Source organism: Pseudomonas sp. T8, from assembly GCF_024610635.1.
In the GTDB taxonomy this organism is placed as follows: domain Bacteria; phylum Pseudomonadota; class Gammaproteobacteria; order Pseudomonadales; family Pseudomonadaceae; genus Aquipseudomonas; species Aquipseudomonas chlororaphis_I.
Genome location: NZ_CP102374.1, coordinates 3,964,464 through 3,980,615 on the forward strand (window position 1 = coordinate 3,964,464; position 16,152 = coordinate 3,980,615).

At 63.4% G+C, this 16,152-nt stretch carries 18 protein-coding genes; 12 read left to right on the forward strand and 6 right to left on the reverse strand.

Annotated elements, in window-relative coordinates; all coding sequences use genetic code 11:
* Positions 1-19: 19 nt before the first annotated feature.
* From tauA to NRG23_RS17810, 6 genes are all read left to right on the forward strand, one after another.
* A complete protein-coding gene (tauA, locus tag NRG23_RS17785) occupies positions 20-997 on the forward strand; it encodes a taurine ABC transporter substrate-binding protein (RefSeq protein ID WP_257371482.1) in 978 nt (325 codons plus the stop codon).
* 95 nt (positions 998-1,092) lie between these two features.
* Complete coding sequence (tauB, locus tag NRG23_RS17790) at positions 1,093-1,887, forward strand: taurine ABC transporter ATP-binding subunit (RefSeq protein WP_028683844.1); 795 nt, start codon at positions 1,093-1,095, stop codon at positions 1,885-1,887.
* The gene (gene tauC / locus NRG23_RS17795) at positions 1,884-2,723 is read left to right on the forward strand and encodes a taurine ABC transporter permease TauC (RefSeq protein ID WP_009046455.1); all 840 of its coding nucleotides are present in this window, start codon (positions 1,884-1,886) and stop codon (positions 2,721-2,723) included. Before tauB ends, tauC begins: the two co-directional genes overlap by 4 nt.
* A 226-nt stretch (positions 2,724-2,949) precedes the next feature.
* Positions 2,950-3,789: a taurine dioxygenase gene (gene tauD / locus NRG23_RS17800; RefSeq protein WP_016702562.1), complete on the forward strand. Its 840-nt coding sequence runs from the start codon at positions 2,950-2,952 to the stop codon at positions 3,787-3,789.
* A gap of 139 nt (positions 3,790-3,928) precedes the next feature.
* A complete protein-coding gene (locus NRG23_RS17805; RefSeq protein WP_009046453.1) occupies positions 3,929-4,174 on the forward strand; it encodes a plasmid stabilization protein in 246 nt (81 codons plus the stop codon).
* On the forward strand, positions 4,171-4,599 hold the full coding sequence (locus tag NRG23_RS17810) for a type II toxin-antitoxin system VapC family toxin (protein ID WP_009046452.1): 429 nt from the start codon (positions 4,171-4,173) through the stop codon (positions 4,597-4,599). Before NRG23_RS17805 ends, NRG23_RS17810 begins: the two co-directional genes overlap by 4 nt.
* Positions 4,600-4,728: 129 nt before the next feature.
* On the opposite strand, the gene mgrA is transcribed toward NRG23_RS17810, so the two are convergent.
* The 4 genes from mgrA to NRG23_RS17830 form a co-directional block, all read right to left on the reverse strand.
* Positions 4,729-5,766, reverse strand: coding sequence for an L-glyceraldehyde 3-phosphate reductase (gene mgrA, locus NRG23_RS17815; RefSeq protein ID WP_124314665.1), 1,038 nt, complete (start codon positions 5,764-5,766; stop codon positions 4,729-4,731).
* A gap of 568 nt (positions 5,767-6,334) precedes the next feature.
* Positions 6,335-6,736 carry a type II toxin-antitoxin system HicB family antitoxin gene (locus NRG23_RS17820; RefSeq protein WP_009046450.1) on the reverse strand — a complete coding sequence of 134 codons (402 nt, stop codon included), beginning with the start codon at positions 6,734-6,736 and terminating at the stop codon, positions 6,335-6,337.
* 29 nt (positions 6,737-6,765) lie between these two features.
* The gene (locus NRG23_RS17825) at positions 6,766-6,948 is read right to left on the reverse strand and encodes a type II toxin-antitoxin system HicA family toxin (protein ID WP_009041685.1); all 183 of its coding nucleotides are present in this window, start codon (positions 6,946-6,948) and stop codon (positions 6,766-6,768) included.
* A 124-nt stretch (positions 6,949-7,072) separates the two neighbouring features.
* Entirely contained in the window at positions 7,073-7,963 is an 891-nt protein-coding gene (locus NRG23_RS17830) for a LysR family transcriptional regulator (RefSeq protein WP_038630364.1), read from the reverse strand.
* A 128-nt stretch (positions 7,964-8,091) separates the two neighbouring features.
* Here NRG23_RS17830 and NRG23_RS17835 point away from each other — a divergent pair, with 128 nt between their 5' ends.
* From NRG23_RS17835 to NRG23_RS17845, 3 genes are read left to right on the forward strand one after another with little or no spacing between them, the layout of a single operon-like run.
* Positions 8,092-8,832: an SDR family oxidoreductase gene (locus NRG23_RS17835; protein WP_009046448.1), complete on the forward strand. Its 741-nt coding sequence runs from the start codon at positions 8,092-8,094 to the stop codon at positions 8,830-8,832.
* A gap of 56 nt (positions 8,833-8,888) precedes the next feature.
* Positions 8,889-9,377 (forward strand): DoxX family protein, encoded by a 489-nt coding sequence (locus tag NRG23_RS17840; RefSeq protein WP_028683850.1) that lies wholly within the window; start codon positions 8,889-8,891, stop codon positions 9,375-9,377.
* Positions 9,378-9,429: 52 nt separating this feature from the next.
* Positions 9,430-9,687, forward strand: a complete 258-nt coding sequence (locus tag NRG23_RS17845) for a hypothetical protein (protein WP_009046444.1) — start codon at positions 9,430-9,432, stop codon at positions 9,685-9,687.
* Between the two features lie 112 nt (positions 9,688-9,799).
* Here the strand turns inward: NRG23_RS17845 and betT are convergent, their stop codons facing one another.
* Positions 9,800-11,764 carry a choline transporter BetT gene (gene betT, locus NRG23_RS17850; RefSeq protein ID WP_193384703.1) on the reverse strand — a complete coding sequence of 655 codons (1,965 nt, stop codon included), beginning with the start codon at positions 11,762-11,764 and terminating at the stop codon, positions 9,800-9,802.
* A gap of 408 nt (positions 11,765-12,172) precedes the next feature.
* Positions 12,173-13,099: a serine O-acetyltransferase EpsC gene (epsC, locus tag NRG23_RS17855; protein WP_028683852.1), complete on the reverse strand. Its 927-nt coding sequence runs from the start codon at positions 13,097-13,099 to the stop codon at positions 12,173-12,175.
* Between the two features lie 191 nt (positions 13,100-13,290).
* Between epsC and NRG23_RS17860 the strand changes: the two genes are divergently transcribed.
* The 3 genes from NRG23_RS17860 (at position 13,291) to tcyL (ending at position 16,152) form a co-directional block, all read left to right on the forward strand.
* Positions 13,291-14,286 carry a D-cysteine desulfhydrase gene (locus NRG23_RS17860; RefSeq protein ID WP_053268015.1) on the forward strand — a complete coding sequence of 332 codons (996 nt, stop codon included), beginning with the start codon at positions 13,291-13,293 and terminating at the stop codon, positions 14,284-14,286.
* 352 nt (positions 14,287-14,638) lie between these two features.
* The gene (gene tcyJ, locus NRG23_RS17865; RefSeq protein WP_009046440.1) at positions 14,639-15,436 is read left to right on the forward strand and encodes a cystine ABC transporter substrate-binding protein; all 798 of its coding nucleotides are present in this window, start codon (positions 14,639-14,641) and stop codon (positions 15,434-15,436) included.
* A 50-nt stretch (positions 15,437-15,486) separates the two neighbouring features.
* Positions 15,487-16,152 (forward strand): cystine ABC transporter permease, encoded by a 666-nt coding sequence (gene tcyL / locus NRG23_RS17870; RefSeq protein WP_028683854.1) that lies wholly within the window; start codon positions 15,487-15,489, stop codon positions 16,150-16,152.

Here is a 16,152-nt window from a genome sequence, read left to right on the forward strand (position 1 = left end):
CCTGTTGAGGAGCTTCATGATGAAACTGCACCTTCCCCTCCGCCTCCTGGCGGCCGTGTCCCTGGCCACCGCGAGCTTCTTCGCCCAGGCAGCCGACGTCACCGTCGCCTACCAGACCACCGTCGATCCAGCGAAAGTCGCCCAGGCCGACGGCACCTATGAAAAGGTCACCCAGGCCAAGATCGACTGGCGCAAGTTCGACAACGGCGCCGACATCATCGCCGCCATCGCTTCGGGTGACGTGCAGATCGGCTACCTCGGCTCCAGCCCGCTGACCGCCGCGATCACCCGCAAGGTGCCAGTGGAAACCTTCCTTATCGCCACCCAGATCGGCGCCGCCGAGGCCCTGGTGGCCCGCGACGGATCCGGGATCAAGACGCCCCAGGACCTGGTCGGCAAGAAAGTCGCCGTGCCCTTCGTTTCCACCGGCCACTACAGCCTGCTGGCTGCGCTCAAGCACTGGAAAATCGACCCGGCAAAAGTACAGATTCTCAACCTGACGCCACCGGCGATCATCGCCGCCTGGAAACGCGGCGACATCGACGCCACCTACGTCTGGGACCCGGCGCTGGGCGTGGCCAAGGAGAACGGCAAGGTGCTGATCACCTCCGGCGAACTGGCCCAGTTCGGCGCGCCGACCTTCGATGCCTGGATCGTGCGCAAGGACTTCGCCGAGAAGCATCCGCAAATCGTCACCGCCTTCGCCAAGGTGACCCTCGACGCCTACGCCGATTACCGCAAGGACCCAAAAGCCTGGCTGGCTGAGCAGAGCAACGTCGACAAGCTGGTGAAACTCTCCGGCGCCAAGGCCAGCGACATTCCGCTGCTGTTGCAGGGCAACGTCTACCCACTGGCGGCCGACCAGGTCATCAGCCTTGGCGCGCCGACCACCAAGGCCATCACCGACACCGCGGCGTTCCTCAAGGAACAAGGCAAGGTCGAGGCGGTACTGCCGGACTACGCGCCGTACGTCAGCGCCAAATACATCACCCACTGAAGGTTCGCCGCAGAGGTCGCCGGGCCCAGGCCCGGCGCCTCTCGTACAGCGTCTCACCTCGACAAAGGCTGCATTTGAACAAGGAGCGCGCCGTCATGGCTTTGCTACAACTGGAGCGCATCAGCGCACAGTACCCCGGCGCCGCCGAACCGGTGCTGGCGGATATTTCCCTGACGCTCGGGCCACAGCAGTTGCTGGTCGCCCTCGGCCCATCCGGCAGTGGCAAGACTTCACTGTTGAACCTGATCGCCGGCTTCGTCGAACCCAGCGCCGGGCGCATCACCCTGGACGGCGTGCCGGTTGCCGGCCCGAGCGCCGAACGCGGCGTGGTGTTCCAGGATGATGCCCTGCTGCCCTGGCAGGACGTACTGGCCAACGTCGGCTTCGGCCTCGAACTGGCCGGCACCGCCCGCGACCAACGTGAAGCCCGCGCCCGGGAAATGTTGGCGCTGGTGGACCTGGCCGGCTTCGACAAGCGGCGCATCTGGCAGCTCTCCGGCGGACAACGCCAGCGCGTGGGCCTGGCCCGCGCCCTGGCCGCTGACCCGCGGGTGCTGCTGATGGACGAGCCCTTCGGCGCCCTCGATGCCTTCACCCGCGAACAGATGCAGGAGCTGTTGCTGCAAGTCTGGCAACGCACCGCCAAGCCGGTGTTCCTGATTACCCACGACATCGAGGAAGCGGTGTTCCTCGCCACCGACCTGATCCTGCTGGCACCCAACCCGGGGCAGATCGTCGAGCGCCTGAGCCTGGACTTCGGCCAGCGTTACGCGGCCGGCGAATCGGCCCGGGCAATCAAGTCCGACCCGCGCTTTATCGAAACCCGCGAACACGTGCTGGCCCGGGTGTTCTCCCAACGCAGTGCCGTCTTGCGGCAGGAGCGCGCATGAACAGCTACGACCTTCCGGCCACCACGACCAAAGCCGCTACCCCGCACACTGCCGCGCCCCTGCGCCGCAGCCTGAGCACCCGCTGGATCAGCGTGCTGACCCTGGTAGTGCTGCTCGCCCTGTGGTGGGCGGTGACGGCCAGCGGCCTGATCGAGCCGCTGTTCCTGCCGCCACCTTCCGCCGTGCTGCAAAAGGGCTGGTTGCTGGTGACCAGCGGCTACATGGATTCCACCCTGTGGCAGCACCTGGGCGCGAGCCTCGGACGCATCGGCCTGGCCCTGGGTTTTGCCGTGCTGACCGCGATCCCGGTGGGCATCGCCATCGGCCATAACCGCATCGCCCGTGGCGTGCTGGACCCGCTGATCGAGTTCTACCGGCCGATTCCCCCCCTGGCCTACCTGCCGCTGATCGTCATCTGGTGCGGCATCGGCGAGCTGTCCAAGGTGCTGCTGATCTACCTGGCAATTTTCGCCCCGATCGCTATCGCCACCGCCACCGGCGTGCGCACCGTGGACCCGACCCGGCTGCGCGCCGCGCAGTCCCTGGGTGCGACCCGGGCCCAGCTGATTCGCCATGTGATCCTGCCCAGCGCCCTGCCGGACATCCTCACCGGCGTGCGCATCGGCCTTGGGGTGGGCTGGTCGACCCTGGTCGCCGCCGAACTGATCGCCGCCACCAGTGGCCTGGGGTTCATGGTGCAGTCCGCGGCGCAGTTCCTGGTCACCGATGTGGTGGTGCTGGGGATCCTGGTCATCGCCCTGATCGCCTTCGCCATGGAAATGGGCCTGCGCGCCCTGCAGCGCAAGCTGGTGCCCTGGCATGGCCAGGCCCATTGAAACCCCGCTACCCCTGTAGCCGCTGCCGAGCCCCGGCGAGGCTGCGCAGCAGGCGCAACCCGCCTGACGCGTTGTATCTGGAATACCGCGGCGCCAGGTTTTGCGAGCGCTTTGCGCTCGATCGCAGCCTCGCCAAAGCTCGGCAGCGGCTACAGAGGTAGCGGGCAAGATTTCTTACAGACAAAACTGACCACGCCGGCAATTCGGCGCTCCATTCGAGAACGACATGAGCCTGACCATCACCCCTTTAAGCTCCGCCCTGGGCGCCCAGATCGGTGGCGTCGACATCAGCCAGCCACTGGCCAGCGAACAGCGCGATGCCATCGAGCAGGCACTGCTGCAGCATCAGGTGCTGTTCTTCCGTGACCAGCCGATCGACCCGCAGCAGCAGGCGCGCTTCGCGGCGAACTTTGGCGACCTGCACATCCATCCGATCTACCCCAACGTGCCGGAACAGCCGGAAGTGCTGATCCTCGACACCGCGCAAATCGACGTGCGCGACAACGCCATCTGGCACACCGACGTGACCTTCCTGCCGACCCCGGCCCTGGGCGCGGTGCTCAGCGCCAAGCTGTTGCCGGCCTACGGCGGCGACACCCTGTGGGCCAGCGGCATCGCGGCCTATGAGGCGCTCTCGGAGCCGATGAAGAACCTGCTGCAGGGCCTGACCGCGACTCACGAGTTCATCAAGTCATTCCCCCTGGAGCGCTTCGGCAATACCCCGGAGGACCTGGCGCGCTGGGAAGAAGCCAAGCGGAAAAACCCGCCGCTGTCGCACCCGGTGATCCGCACCCACCCGGTCAGCGGACGCAAGTCGCTGTTCGTCAACGAAGGTTTCACGACCAGGATCAACGAGCTGTCGGACAGCGAAAGCGAAGTCATCCTGAAACTGCTGTTCGCCCACGCCACCCGCCCGGAATTCACCATCCGCTGGCGCTGGCAGACCCACGACGTGGCCTTCTGGGACAACCGCGTGACCCAGCACTACGCCGTCGACGACTACCGCCCGCAACGCCGCGTGATGCACCGCGCGACGATTCTTGGGGATGTGCCGTTTTTTCGATAAACCATGATCATCAGCAAGCTCACGGCTTCAGTAGTGCTTGCCAGTGATCGAGGCGAACCCAAACGACCAGCGGTTGCCCTCCTCCAATGACTCGCCGTTATGCTATCAATGATTTCATTGATTTCATTCGGAGGAGCCCATGGCCAGCCTTACGATCCGTAATCTGGACGACCACATCAAAGAACGCCTGCGCATCGAGGCCGCTCACAATGGTCATTCCATGGAAGAAGAAGCCCGATTGATTTTGCGCCGCGCATTGAGCAGGACAGCTGACAGCCAAGGCCTGGGCAGCCGTATCAGGGCACGCTTTGCCGAGACCGGCGGAGTAGAGCTGGAGCTGCCTGAACGTACCGAACCGGCACGCTTGGTGGACCTGGGCGAATGATAGTACTCGACACAAATGTGTTGTCAGAACTGATGCGCCCTCAACCGGATACGGCGGTATTGCTGTGGATCGAAGCGCAACCCGTCGAAGACCTCTACATCAGCGCCATGACCATGGCCGAGATTCTCCACGGTATCGCGCGCCTGCCCCACGGCAAGCGCAAACAGACGCTGCATGCATCGGCGCTGGCTATGTTCGAGGAAGACTTCATCGACCGCATCGTGCCCTTCGGAACCCAAGCGGCTCTTTACTACGCGCATCTGGTCTCGCATCGCGAAAGATCAGGCCAGCCGATCAATCTGGTGGATGCGCAAATTGCAGCGATATGCCGGGTCCACGACGCCGCGATCGCCACTCGTAACACCAAGGATTTCACCGACACCGGGCTGATCGTTATCAACCCCTGGCTGCCGCTCGAGGTCTGAACCGCCGCAGGCCTGTAGGAGCGAAGCTTGCTCGCGATAGCGGTATGCCTGACACCACTCACCGCCTCGATCGCCGGCAAGCCTGACTCCTACAGAAGCCGCGACAGCCTCACAACATGACGGCTGGCTCTATTCGGCGGTTGAAGGCTTCTCCCACAGATTGATCCCGCCTTCCCGGGCGAAACGATCGATCTCCGCCAGTTCTTCCGTGCTGAAACTCAGGTTCTGCAATGCACCGACGTTCTCGACGATCTGCTCCGGCCGGCTGGCGCCGATCAGGGCCGAGGTCACCCGTGGGTCGCGCAGGGTCCAGGCCAGGGCCAGTTGCGCCAGGCTCTGGCCGCGACGCTTGGCGATTTCGTTGAGGGCGCGCACATGAGCAAGGTTGGCTTCGGACAGGTGCGCGGCTTGCAGCGAACCACCGCCCGGGCGATTGACCCGTGCGTCCTCGGGAATGCCGTTGAGGTATTTGTCGGTCAGCAGGCCCTGGGCCAATGGTGTGAAGGCGATCACCCCGGCGCCGAGTTCGTCGGTGGTGTCCAGCAGGTCTTTTTCCACCCAGCGGTTGAGCAGGTTATAGGCCGGCTGGTGGATCAGCAGCGGCACTTTCCATTCCTTGAGCAGGGCCGCGATCTCGCGGGTTTTCACCCCGGAATAGGACGAGATGCCGATGTACAGCGCCTTGCCCTGCTGCACCGCGGTGGCCAGGGCGCTGGCGGTTTCTTCCAGCGGGGTGTCCGGGTCGAAGCGGTGGGAATAAAAGATATCCACATAGTCGAGGCCCAGGCGCTGCAGGCTCTGGTCGAGGCTGGCCAGCACGTACTTGCGCGAGCCGCCGCCCTGGCCGTAGGGACCGGGCCACATGTCCCAGCCGGCCTTGCTGGAGATGATCAGCTCGTCGCGATACGGCTTGAAGTCTTCCCGTAGCAGGCGGCCGAAATTGATCTCGGCACTGCCATAGGGCGGGCCGTAGTTGTTGGCCAGGTCGAAGTGGTTGATGCCCAGGTCGAAGGCGGTGCGCAGCAACGAACGCTGGGTGTCGATCGGCGTGCTGTCGCCGAAGTTGTGCCACAGGCCCAGGGACAGCGCCGGCAGCACCAGGCCGCTGCGCCCGACGCGGCGGTAGGGGATGGAGTCGTAGCGGTTTTCGGCAGCAAGGTAAGTCATCGAACCCTCTCTATTGATCCTGAACACCCAGGTTTAAGCACATGCACATTGGTGCAGGGCAAGTTGCCCTCGCAACATCTGAATCAGCGGAACGCCTGAAAGTTGCCCAGCATACGCCCAGGCGAGATCGCGGCCACTTCAGATCGGTGAATGACTGAAACGATCCGGCGCCTGCTGACGGACAGAACCTGCTGCCGAGGAGGAATGACCAGAAAAAACCGAATGAAAAATATGACGACTAGAATATTTTATTACGTACCACGTAGCACAGTACGAAATCGTCGCTCAGAGGCAGTCTCAATCGAAACAAATTCCCGGTTAATGGCAACGCTGGCTGAAGGTGGGAATACGGGGGGAAACCCTGTAAACACAGGGCCCTGTCGCTGCCGGTGCTGCCTGGAAAAACCAGGAATGGCCTCGAACAAGGCGCTGCATCAGTTGTTTATAGACGGTAAAACACCGCTCTGCCGGGCCGAACCGAAGGTTCCCAAGCCTGGGCGGTACAGGAAAACTGCCGAGGGGCAGAGGCCAGGCATGCCCCCATGAGGACCATGGGGACGGGTAATGCCTAGGCGGAGAGTTCGCGCAATGCCGCTGCCGCGAGAAAGCCCGAGCGCGAACGGTAGCGCTGGTCGCGCTTCACCGTCTGGTCGATGCGCTCCAACAGTTGCTCCGGCAACGTCGCATTGAAACGCACCGCCTTGCCGAAGTAAGGCGTGATGTCGAACTCGATCACCCCCCACACGCCACCGGCGTAATCAGGATTGTCGATATGCACGTCGACCTCATGCACCTGGGGCAGCGGCTCACCATCGGCGACCAGGCCTTCGTAATGCAGCGACAGGGCCTCTTTCACATTCTCGAAGGCTTGCGCAGCGGTATGACCGGCGGAAAAACAGCCCGGCACATCGGGGACGATCACTCCATATCCGGAGTCGGCATCCTTGTGCAGCACGACCGGGAATTTCATCTCGTTGACCTCTTCGTTCAAGGCCGGCCTCATTTCAGGCCCGCCTGTTTCAAGATGCTGTGGATCGTGCCCCTGGGCAGATCCGCATCCGGGTGAGGGATAGTGACCCGTCCCGGCTTGTGCAGATGCTTGTATTGGTGATGACTGCCTTTGACCGCGATCAGATACCACCCGTCCTCCTCGATCATCCTGATCAGTTCCCGACTGCGCATTGCCGTGTCCTTTCGATACGTCCCGAAAAACCACAATACCCAGCCGAAGGCGAATAATACACACTATACACATTCAGACAATCAATACAGAAAGCGGCGATGACCGGCGTCGCCCTGGCACTGCTCAAACTGCCCTGGCGAAAACCTCCGCCAGCCAGTCGACGAACACCCGCACCCGTGGCGACATCTGGCGGTTGTGCGGGTACAGCACGGAAACCGGCATGGGCGGTGGCGGCGTGTCGGTGAGGATTTCCTGCACCAGCCCCTGGGAAATCTGCTGCGCCATGCGATAGCGCGGGCACTGGATGATGCCCAGCCCGGCCACGGCCGAGGCGGCGTAGATCTCGGCGCCGAACACCGACAGCGCGCCCTCGATGGCGACTTCCCGCAGTTCGCCATCGACCATGAATTCGAAAGGAAACTGCTTGGCGGTGGTGCGCGAGACATAGTTCACCGCCCGGTGCCGCGACAGCTCGTCGAGGCTCTTCGGCTCACCGTATTTGCGCAGGTACGCCGGACTGGCACAGGTGATCTGCTGCAGGCTGGCCACGCGCCGGCCGATCAGCGACGAGTCCCCCAAAGTGCCGGCGCGCAGCACGCAGTCCACGCCTTCGGCGATGAGGTCGACAAAACGATCGGCCTCGCTGACGGACAGCTCGATCTCCGGATAGCGCGCCATGAATTCGGGCAAGGCCGGAATCACGAAGTACTTGGCCAACGTGCCATGCAGGTCGACCCGCAAGCGCCCTTTCGGCGCCACCGTGCGAAACGCCAGCTCGGCCTCTTCCAGTTCCGCCAGCAACTGTATGCAGCGCAGGTAATAGGCCTCGCCGTCGAGGGTCGGGCGCACGCGGCGGGTGCTGCGCTCCAGCAGGCGGGTGCCGAGCCAGGCTTCGAACTGATTGAGGGTATGGGTCAGGGTGGCGCGCGGCAGGTTCAGGTCATCGGCGGCCAGGGTGAAACTGCTGCGTTCGTAGATCCGCACGAACACTTTCATCGCTTTGACTTGATCCATGACTGGCTTCCGGAGCGGTTGATTGTTGGCGATTATTGAACAGTCAAGCCAACTCTGGCGCATTTATCACTCTGGACAACCATGTGAACCTGCTTTCACACCCAACCGTTCCCAGAAGGAAATTCGCCATGACTACCCAGACTTCGAAAGTTGCCATCGTGACCGGCGCCTCCCGCGGCATCGGCGCGGTCATCGCCAAGCAACTGGCCAGCGAAGGTTTTGCTGTCGCCATCAACTACGCCAGCAGCGCCACCGAAGCCTCGGCCCTGGTGGTGGAACTGCGCCAGGCCGGCCACCGGGCCATAGCGGTCAAGGCCAACGTGGCCAATGCCGATGATGTGCGCCGCTTGTTCGACGAGACCGAAATCCAACTGGGCAAGGTCGACGTGCTGATCAACAACGCTGGCATCCTCAAGGTCCTGCCACTGGCGCAACACAGCGACGAGCTGTTCGAACAGACCTTCGCCATCAACACCCGCGGCACCTTCAACACCCTGCGCGAAGCCGCCAGCCGCCTGAACGCCGGCGGACGTATCGTCAACTTCTCCAGCAGCACCGTCGGCCTCAACCTGCCGGGCTACGCGGTGTACATCGCCAGCAAGGCGGCGGTGGAGTCCCTGACCCAGGTGTTCGCCAAGGAACTGCGCGGTCGCGACATCACCGTCAACGCGGTGGCCCCCGGCCCGGTGGCCACCGAACTGTTCCTGCACGGCAAGAGCGAAGAGCAGATCCAGAACTTCGCCAAGATGCCGCCCCTGGAGCGCCTCGGCCAGCCGGAAGACATCGCCAACGTCATCGCCTTCCTGGTCAGCCCGGCAGCCGCCTGGGTCAACGGGCAGATCCTGCGCGCCAACGGCGGGCTCGTCTGAGCCGCCTCACCCACGGGCTATCGATGCTTTCCAATGACCTACCCGCGGAGAATCCCATGCGCCCGACCACTGACTCGCCAGCCCCACGCAACACCCTGCTGATCCCGGCCCTCGCCCCGCTGTACCGCATTGGCGAACCCCTGGCCTATGCGCTGCTGCGGGTCTGTTATGGCGTGATCATGATCAGCCACGGCCTGCCGAAATTGCTGGGCCAGGCCCACGGTTCGATGGCCGACCCGATGGCGGCCTCGATCAACCTGATCCAGAACGTCCTGCATTTGCCGGCGCCGGCGTTGATCGCGCTGTTCGTCGCGCTCCTGGAAGGCGTCGGCGGGTTGCTCCTGGCCCTCGGCCTGGGGACGCGCCTGCTCGCCGCCATGATGGGCGTGCAGATGCTGACCATCGCCGGCCTGCTCGGCCCCACCTGGCCATGGATCGACCGAGGCATGGAATACCCGGTGCTGCTGGCGTTTTTGTCGTTCTACATTCTGTTTCGCGGAGCAGGACGCCACTCCCTCGACCACACTCTAGGTCGGGAGCTTTGAATCGCCATCGCCCTTTAGGCCAACCCCGAATCCCGCCCGCGAGGACTTCATCATGCACACCGCGATCATCACCTCCTTCGGCCTGGTCCTCCTGGCGCTGATGCTGTTTATCGGCGAAAAGATCGGCCTCGGCCGCCAGACCCTGGCCTACAGTTTCGTCGTACTGTGGCTGGCGCTGACGGTGATCAACGGCGCGGTGGGGATGGTCCACGCCGGCCAGTCCCTGAGCACGGAGCTGGCGGTCGGCAGTGTGGTATTCGGCGTGCCGGTGGCGGCGCTGGTGCTGTTCACGGTATTGAGCCCGGCCTGAGGGCCCCGATCGCGGGCAAGCCTCGCTCCTACAGAAAATCTTCTTCTGTAGGAGCAGGGGGACGCCCAGTCCTTGCCCGCGATGGCGGTGGCACGAACGCCACCGCCACCGATCAACGCACCAGGTGCAGGAACTGCATATGCCGTTCGTACTGGTCGAGGATGTCGTTGATGATCTGCTCCTTGGTGTAGCCCATCAGGTCATAGTCCTGGCTACCCTCGGCCAGGTGCACCTCGGCCCGGTAGTAACGCCGGTTGCGCATCTCCTTGGGCCCCATGCCGCCACGGGCGAAGGACGGGGTGAAGTAGCCGCGCATCTGCACCTGATAGATGAACGGATGCTGGTCGCCATGGCCGATTTCCAGGCTGACGTTGTCGTTGGCCGGGTCCGGCTGGGTGATCACGTTCAGGCCTTTCTCGACGAACACCGCGGTCACTTCTTCGATGGCCGGACGCACCGTCTGGTCGAGGAAGCGATACACCTCGTCGCGTGACGGGAAATGCACCGCCTGGCTCAGGCGCTGGCGCCAGCCGCCCTTGCCGCGACGCGAGGTTGACGACACGGGCGCCAGCGAATGCAGCTGGGCGATCTGCTTCTGCGATTCGAGGTAGAAGGCCTTGTGCAGCCCCCACATCATCAGCAGCAGGATCATCGAGAACGGCAGCGAGGTCAGCACCACCGCCGACTTCAGCGAGTCGATGCTGCCGGCGAACAGCAGCGCGCTGGTGACCAGCGCGGTCATCGCGCCCCAGAACACCCGCAGCCATTTCGGCCCGTCTTCGTCGGCGTTACCGCCCTTGGCCGACAGGGTCGAGAGCACCACGGTGCCGGAGTCGGCCGAGGTGACGAAGAACACGAAGCTGATGAACACCGTCACGGCGATGACGGTCTTGCTCCAGGGGTAGGTTTCCAGCAGCAGATAAAGCGTCATCGACGGGTTCTCGATGGCCGACAGGCCCAACGCGCTCATGCCGTGGTTGAGCACCTGGTCGATGGCGCTGTTACCGAAGATCGACATCCAGGCCAGGGTGAAGCCCAGGGGGATCAGCAGCACGCCGAACACGAATTCGCGGATGGTCCGGCCACGGGAAATCCGCGCGATGAACAGGCCCACGAACGGCGACCATGCGATCCACCAGGCCCAGTAGAAGACCGTCCAGCCGCCCAGCCAGTCGCTGGGTTCGTCATAGGCGTAGAGGTCGAAGCTCTTGGTCGGCAGGGCACCGAGGTAATCGCCGAGGTTCTGGATCAGAGTGTTGAGCAGGTGCTGGGTAGGGCCGGCGAACAACACGAACAACAGCAGCGCACAGGCCAGCAGCATGTTGATGTCGGACATCACCCGCACGCCCTTGTCGACACCGGACACCGCAACGATGATCGCCGCGCCCATCATCAGGGTGATCAGGCCCACCTGGACCCACTGGGTGTGGGCGATGCCGAACAAGTAGTCCAGGCCGGAGTTGAGGTGCAGCACGCCAAAGCCCATGTCGGCGCCGAGGCCGAACACCGTGGCGATGATGCCGAAGCCATCCACCGCGTAGCCGATGGGGCCGTTGATGCGCTTGCCGATCAGCGGGTACAGCGCCGAACGCAGGGCCAGCGGCAGGTTATGCCGGTAGGCGAAATACGCCAGGGCCATGCCGACGAAGGCGAACACGCCCCAGCCGTGCAGGCCCCAGTGCAGGAAGAGAATCTGCATCGCCTGGCGCGCCGCGTCCGCGGTCCCGGCCTCGCCCTGGGGCGGTTGCAGCATGTGGGTCAAAGGTTCCGAGACGCAGAAGAAAAACAGCGTGATGCTGATCCCGGCGGCGAACAGCATGCCGGCCCATGACAGGTAACTGAATTCGGGTTCGTCGTGGTCGGCACCCAGCTTGATCTTGCCGTAGCCGGACAAGGCGGTGACCACCACGAAGACCAGGTACAGGGTCATGGCCAGCATGTAGTACCAGCCGACCGTATTGGCCGCCCAGTTTTGCGCGGCCAGCAACCAGGCGCCGGCTTGTTCCGGCAGGGCAATGACCACCAGGCCGAAGGCCAGGATAAAGCTCGCGGCGAAGTAGAACACCGGCGGATTCATGCGGATCAGGCCGCTGGCGGGAATGGACGATGCACTCATGAAACGTGCACCTCGAGGGGGTAAAACGCGGCTGAAAAGATCGGACTCAGCAAAGGTAAGCCTCCTGTTGTGAGCGGGCAGCGAGCTGCCGGTTTAACTTGAACAAGCGTTCAAGTTAAACACGGATAGGCGCGCAAGGACTAATCGCCGGGCTCGGCGGTCGCCTGATTTCGCAGGTTTTAGGAAAGGTCTGATGTGTCGCGGAGGGAATCGTTCAGCGCTAAATAAGCGAATGGCCATCAGGCATATGAGCCACTGAAAAGCATCGCGGGCAATCGAGCGTCGACCGGCCGCTCCTACAGATGAACACATTCCTCTTCTGTAGGAGCGAGGCTTGCCCGCGAAAAATCCAACAGGCGCAGAAGACTCTTACTTCTGCGACCCATCGTCATGCTGCAGGTTGGCCTGGGTCAGGTTGCATCCGGCCGGCACGCTGCGGGTCAGCCAGACATTGCCGCCGATGGTCGAGCCCTTGCCGATGGTGATGCGCCCGAGGATGGTCGCGCCGGCGTAGATCACCACGTCGTCCTCGACGATCGGGTGGCGCGGATGGCCCTTCTGCAACTGGCCGTCCTCGTCCGCCGGGAAGCGTTTGGCACCCAGGGTCACAGCCTGGTAGATGCGCACCCGCTCGCCGATGATCGCGGTTTCGCCGATCACCACACCGGTGCCGTGGTCGATGAAGAAACTGCGGCCGATCTGCGCGCCCGGGTGAATGTCGATGCCGGTGGCCGAATGGGCGATTTCCGCGCTGATCCGCGCCAGCAGCGGCAGGCCGGCGCGATACAGATGGTGGGCCAGGCGATGGTGGATCACCGCCAGGATGCCCGGGTAGCACAGCAGCACTTCATCGACGCTGCGCGCCGCCGGGTCGCCGTGGTAGGCGGCCAGCACGTCGGTATCGAGCAGCACCCGCAGGCCCGGCAGGGCCAGGGCGAAGTCCTGGATGATACGGATGGCCCTGGCGTTGACGTCGTCGTCCGACTCGCCGCTCTGGCGCGCGGCGTAACGCAGCTCCAGGCGAGCCTGGGCGAGCAGCGCATTGAGGGCCGCGTCCAGGGTATGGCCGACGTAGAAATCCTCGCTTTCCTCGCGCAGGTCCACCGGGCCCAGGCGCATCGGGAACAGGGCGCCGCACAGTGCTTCGAGAATCTCGGCCATTGCCGCGCGCGACGGCAGTTCCCGACCGCCCTGCTCACCGCTGACCCGCCCGTTGCGGGTACGCCACTGGTCGCGGGCATCACGCAGTTGACCGACTATGGTCTGCAATTGCCAATGGCTGGAACGCTCGCTCACGATAGGACTCCTCACTCAGGCGGCCGGACTGTCTGGCCGCGTAAACGACGCCACTTTACGGTATGCGCCCCAGGCCAAATTAAGAACTAATTGTGCTGGACTAATCACCTTTTGGCATAAGCGATTGACGGTTGCCCCGGCAAATATCGCTGCCTATAGTCCCTGACACCTCTGACAACCCGTGCGGCCTCATGATCAAACAACAGCTCGACCGTTTTAACCGTCTCGACCTGCTGGGCGGTGCCACCACCCTGGAAAAACTCGAACGCCTGTCCACCTGGCTCGGCCGCGATGTCTACGTCAAGCGCGACGACACCACGCCGCTGGCCATGGGCGGCAACAAGCTGCGCAAACTCGAATACCTGGCCGCCGATGCGCTGGCCCAGGGCGCGGACACGCTGATTACCGCCGGCGCCATCCAGTCCAACCACGTGCGCCAGACCGCGGCCCTGGCTGCCAAGCTGGGCCTGGGTTGCGTCGCCCTGCTGGAAAACCCCATCGGCACCGACGACGGCAATTACCTGGGCAACGGCAACCGCCTGCTGCTCGACCTGTTCGACGCCAAGGTCGAGCTGGTGGACAACCTGGACAACGCCGACGAGCAGTTGCAGGCCCTGGCCGAGCGCCTGCGCAGCAGCGGCAAGCAGCCGTACCTGGTGCCGATTGGTGGCTCCAACGCCTTGGGCGCGCTGGGTTACGTGCGTGCCGGCCTGGAGCTGGCGGAGCAGATCCACAACACCGGGCTCGACTTCGCCGCCGTGGTCCTGGCCTCGGGCAGCGCCGGCACCCACAGCGGCCTGGCCCTGGCCTTGAGCGAAGTGCTGCCGCAACTGCCGGTGATCGGCGTCACCGTGTCGCGCACCGACGAAGCACAGCGGCCGAAGGTCCAGGGCCTGGCCGAACGCACCGCCGAATTGCTCGGGGTGACGCTGCCGGACAGCTTCAAGGTGGAGTTGTGGGACGAATATTTCGCTCCGCGTTATGGCGAGCCGAATGCCGGCACCCTGGCCGCGGTGAAACTGCTGGCGAGCCAGGAAGGCCTGCTGCTGGACCCGGTCTACACCGGCAAGGCCATGGCCGGCCTGCTCGACGGCATCGGCCGCCAGCGCTTCGACGACGGCCCGATCATCTTCCTGCACACCGGCGGCGCACCGGCGCTGTTCGCTTATGCCGGATCGTTTGCCTGACAAATGCCTGTAGCCGCTGGCGCAGCCTGCGCTCGGCGGCGCAGCCGTCGTAAAACCTGCGCATGCGGCGTATCGGAAGAGACGCGTTCGCCGGATTTGCGCCTGCTACGCAGCCGATCGCAGCCTGCGGCAGCGGCTACAAAGATTGAGAATCTTCATATTTATAAAAAGAATAACAATGTGAATTTATATTATTTTTACATCTATAAGCAGCCACTTATAGTCGCGCCGCAGGCGAATTTGCCGCGAGACGCATACGCTGCATTTAGTGCAGGATAAGGCGCTCGTTCCCGCTCACCGATTGACCTGCATTTCCCAACCGCATCTTCATAAGAAAACACAGGGGCTTGTCATGATTTTTTCCGCACTACGTCGAAATATCCTCGTTGGCTCGCTAGGTCTGGCACTGAGTGCCGGCTTGCTGGGGCAAGCGGTTGCCGGTGAGCAACTGCAAAAGATCAAGGACGCCGGCACCATCAACGTCGGCCTGGAAGGCACTTATCCACCGTTCAGCTACGTCGACGAAAGCGGCAAGCTGGCCGGCTTCGAAGTGGAGTTCTCCGAAGCCCTGGCGCAGAAGCTGGGCGTGAAGGTCAAACTGCAGCCGACCAAATGGGACGGTATCCTCGCCGCCCTGGAGTCCAAGCGCCTGGACGCGGTGATCAACCAGGTAACCATCTCGGATGAGCGCAAGAAGAAATACGACTTCTCCACCCCCTACACCGTTTCCGGCATCCAGGCCCTGACCCAGAAGAAGAACGAAGGCAAGTTCAAGACCGCCGCCGACCTGGCCGGGCACAAAGTCGGTGTCGGCCTGGGCACCAACTACGAACAATGGCTCAAGGACAACGTGCCCAAAGCCATCATCAAGACCTACGACGATGATCCGACCAAGTACCAGGACCTGCGCGTAGGCCGTATCGACGCGATCCTGGTGGACCGCCTGGCCGCCTTCGAACTGATCAAGAAAACCAACGACACCCTGGCCGTTTCCGGCGAACCCTTCTCCCGCCAGGAAGCCGGTGTGGCCCTGCGCAAAGGCGAACCCGAACTGCTGGCCGCGGTGAACAAGGCAATCGAGGAACTGCGCGCCGACGGCACGCTGAAAAAGCTCTCGGAAAAATACTTCAACGCTGACGTCACTCAATAATGGAAGCAGGTTTTCAGTTCGAACTGTATTTCCCGCAGTTGAGCCAGCAAATCGCCGAAACCACCCAGCTGTTGCTGAACTCCGCGCCCTTCCTGCTCCAGGGCGCGTATTTCACGATCATCCTCAGCCTCGGCGGTATGTTCTTCGGATTGGCGCTGGGGTTCGCCCTGGCGCTGATGCGCCTGTCGCGCTTCAAGCTGCTGAGCTGGATCGCCCGCGTCTATGTGTCGTTCTTTCGCGGCACGCCGTTGCTGGTGCAACTGTTCGTGATCTATTACGGCTTGCCGCAGCTGGGTATCGAGCTTGACCCGCTGCCGGCGGCGCTGATCGGCTTCTCGTTGAACATGGCGGCCTATGCCTGCGAGATCCTGCGCGCGGCCATCGGCTCCATCGAGCGCGGGCAGTGGGAAGCGGCGGCCAGCATCGGCATGACCCGGGCCCAGACCCTACGCCGGGCGATCCTGCCGCAAGCCATGCGCACGGCCCTGCCGCCCCTGGGCAACAGCTTTATCTCGCTGGTCAAGGACACCGCCCTGGCCGCCACCATCCAGGTCCCGGAACTGTTCCGCCAGGCGCAGCTGATCACCGCCCGGACCTTCGAAGTCTTCACCATGTATCTTGCCGCCGCGCTGATCTACTGGGTTCTGGCCAGCGTGCTGGCGCACCTGCAGAACCGACTGGAAGAGCGGGTCAATCGGCACGACCAGGAGTCCTGA

What these genes read in the sequence shown, in the direction of transcription:
- tauA (WP_257371482.1), top strand. Translation starts at nt 20, where the DNA reads ATGAAACTGCACCTTCCCCTCCGCCTCCTGGCGGCCGTGTCCCTGGCC.
- tauB (WP_028683844.1), top strand. Translation starts at nt 1,093, where the DNA reads ATGGCTTTGCTACAACTGGAGCGCATCAGCGCACAGTACCCCGGCGCC.
- tauC (WP_009046455.1), top strand. Translation starts at nt 1,884, where the DNA reads ATGAACAGCTACGACCTTCCGGCCACCACGACCAAAGCCGCTACCCCG.
- tauD (WP_016702562.1), top strand. Translation starts at nt 2,950, where the DNA reads ATGAGCCTGACCATCACCCCTTTAAGCTCCGCCCTGGGCGCCCAGATC.
- NRG23_RS17805 (WP_009046453.1), top strand. Translation starts at nt 3,929, where the DNA reads ATGGCCAGCCTTACGATCCGTAATCTGGACGACCACATCAAAGAACGC.
- NRG23_RS17810 (WP_009046452.1), top strand. Translation starts at nt 4,171, where the DNA reads ATGATAGTACTCGACACAAATGTGTTGTCAGAACTGATGCGCCCTCAA.
- mgrA (WP_124314665.1), bottom strand. Translation starts at nt 5,766, where the DNA reads ATGACTTACCTTGCTGCCGAAAACCGCTACGACTCCATCCCCTACCGC.
- NRG23_RS17820 (WP_009046450.1), bottom strand. Translation starts at nt 6,736, where the DNA reads ATGAAATTCCCGGTCGTGCTGCACAAGGATGCCGACTCCGGATATGGA.
- NRG23_RS17825 (WP_009041685.1), bottom strand. Translation starts at nt 6,948, where the DNA reads ATGCGCAGTCGGGAACTGATCAGGATGATCGAGGAGGACGGGTGGTAT.
- NRG23_RS17830 (WP_038630364.1), bottom strand. Translation starts at nt 7,963, where the DNA reads ATGGATCAAGTCAAAGCGATGAAAGTGTTCGTGCGGATCTACGAACGC.
- NRG23_RS17835 (WP_009046448.1), top strand. Translation starts at nt 8,092, where the DNA reads ATGACTACCCAGACTTCGAAAGTTGCCATCGTGACCGGCGCCTCCCGC.
- NRG23_RS17840 (WP_028683850.1), top strand. Translation starts at nt 8,889, where the DNA reads ATGCGCCCGACCACTGACTCGCCAGCCCCACGCAACACCCTGCTGATC.
- NRG23_RS17845 (WP_009046444.1), top strand. Translation starts at nt 9,430, where the DNA reads ATGCACACCGCGATCATCACCTCCTTCGGCCTGGTCCTCCTGGCGCTG.
- betT (WP_193384703.1), bottom strand. Translation starts at nt 11,764, where the DNA reads ATGAATCCGCCGGTGTTCTACTTCGCCGCGAGCTTTATCCTGGCCTTC.
- NRG23_RS17860 (WP_053268015.1), top strand. Translation starts at nt 13,291, where the DNA reads ATGATCAAACAACAGCTCGACCGTTTTAACCGTCTCGACCTGCTGGGC.
- tcyJ (WP_009046440.1), top strand. Translation starts at nt 14,639, where the DNA reads ATGATTTTTTCCGCACTACGTCGAAATATCCTCGTTGGCTCGCTAGGT.